Genomic DNA, 1,772 nt, shown 5'->3' on the forward strand with positions numbered 1-1,772 from the left:
ATATATGTCAATAGTCAATGAAAATGTCACATAAGAACATAGAAATTTATTCAGTGAAAATGTCACTTTTAATGATAAAAAAAATATATAACCGCATTTATTCCACGGTCCTATTGACATGGGGCCCCTGACCCCTCTGGACACCAAATTTTGCCGGAAATAGTCCTTAAAATGCAGGTATTTCCGCCGCAAAATTATACCAGAGGGGTCCTCCCCATATCAATAGGCTTTCGCGGCATAAACGCTTATAAATTTGGCTTTAATAAACCATATTTATATAAAAAGGTATGACAAATAAGCCCTTGAAAAAGGACTAAAAAAAGATATAATATTTTTAAGAGATTTTATCTCTTAAACCCATGCTCTTGTTGAGTTAAATAAGCCGTTTAATATTTCTTGGATTTCGGCATCTGTCTCTTTACGCAAGAGAACTTCCTCATACAAGGGTGTGGGTTTTTTATCAACTGATTGCCTCCAAGGATGATTTTTTGATGGTCTAGGTTTGTTCTTTTGTCGTCTTTCTGATAATGTTGAAACTGTCTTTTTAGGTCGTTCATCCAACATCTTAGTATTATAAACTATATCAGCATAGATAGCCTTCACACCAATTTTAGAACTAGTTAAAACAGTGAGCTTAGCCTTTGGTATAGAAGCTGCTTTTTTCCCATTTTTAGTGAGTTGATAATACTGTCCATTGTATGAAAATGCTGAACCCTCAATTATTTTTCGTTCTTCCTTTATACAAAGAATATAATCAAGATTGATATTTAAATCTAAATCTCTAAAAGCAGATTTAGGATTTTCAGGTAAAACACTAAACTTTTTGTTATATGCCTCCATGAATTCAGCTAAGAAAGCATTAGCAGCTTCCATAGTAGTAATATCACGGATTTTAAATTCAACAGGAAGTCTGCTTTGAAGAGTTCCCCATAGCCTTTCAATTCGTCCTTTGGCTTGCGGAGAACCGGCTTTGATAATATTAATCCCTAATTCTTCCATAGCTCTTCCAAACTGAGTTAAATTAACAGTTTTTCCTTCTAACTGGTCTTCAATAGACAACTTTCCATCATTAGGTGATACAAAAATAGTATGACGATCACAGTAAAGACTAGTTGGAATTCCATGATTTGTAACAATTTGTCTAACTATCTCAAAATACCCTTCCATACACTCGTTAGGAGTAAAGTATAGAGCAAGGATTTCGCCAGTAGCATCATCTATGGCACCATGAAGATCAAAGGAACTTCCACCAATAATCCATTCATGGGGAGATGCATCAATTTGCACTAACATGCCTTTTTGAGGTTTTCTTTTTCTTCTATGATGTGTCTTACGTTTACGATGCTTTTTAGGGCTTTTAATACCTGCCTCAGTTAGAATTCTATACACCGTAGGATAGCTTACCTGAATATTTTCATGTTCTTCAATTAATTCCTGAAAATGATTAAAATTAGCCTCCTTATATTTTGTCTGTTTAAGTTTAATAATCAAATCTCTAGTTCCATCCGATATAGCATGCTTTGGTTTACGGCCTCTGTTTTTATGGATAATGAACGCAGGTCCTTCTTCTACAACTCCTTTCTTTAACCTTAACACTTGGCGTTCACTTAAGCTTAAAATCTCAGCAGCTTCTCGAATAGTTATTACTTTATCAACTGTTTGATTAATGACTCTAAGTCTAGTTATTTCTTTTTGAGTCATATTAAATATCTCCTCTCTCATATATGACATTTTATCAGAATGAATTTAATATGACATTATCATAGAATAAT

The 1,772-nt window shown here is 33.7% G+C and carries 1 protein-coding gene; it reads right to left on the reverse strand.

The features are described from left to right. Positions 1 to 351 precede the first annotated feature (351 nt). On the reverse strand, positions 352 to 1,701 hold the full coding sequence (locus CUL_RS0102245) for an ISNCY family transposase (RefSeq protein ID WP_025640372.1): 1,350 nt from the start codon (positions 1,699 to 1,701) through the stop codon (positions 352 to 354). Positions 1,702 to 1,772 lie beyond the last annotated feature (71 nt).

This window comes from [Clostridium] ultunense DSM 10521 (assembly GCF_000511955.1).
Lineage (GTDB): Bacteria > Bacillota > Clostridia > Tissierellales > Tepidimicrobiaceae > Schnuerera > Schnuerera ultunensis.

Excerpts from the sequence above, each read along its gene's own strand:
- CUL_RS0102245 (WP_025640372.1), bottom strand. The coding sequence starts at position 1,701 with ATGACTCAAAAAGAAATAACTAGACTTAGAGTCATTAATCAAACAGTT.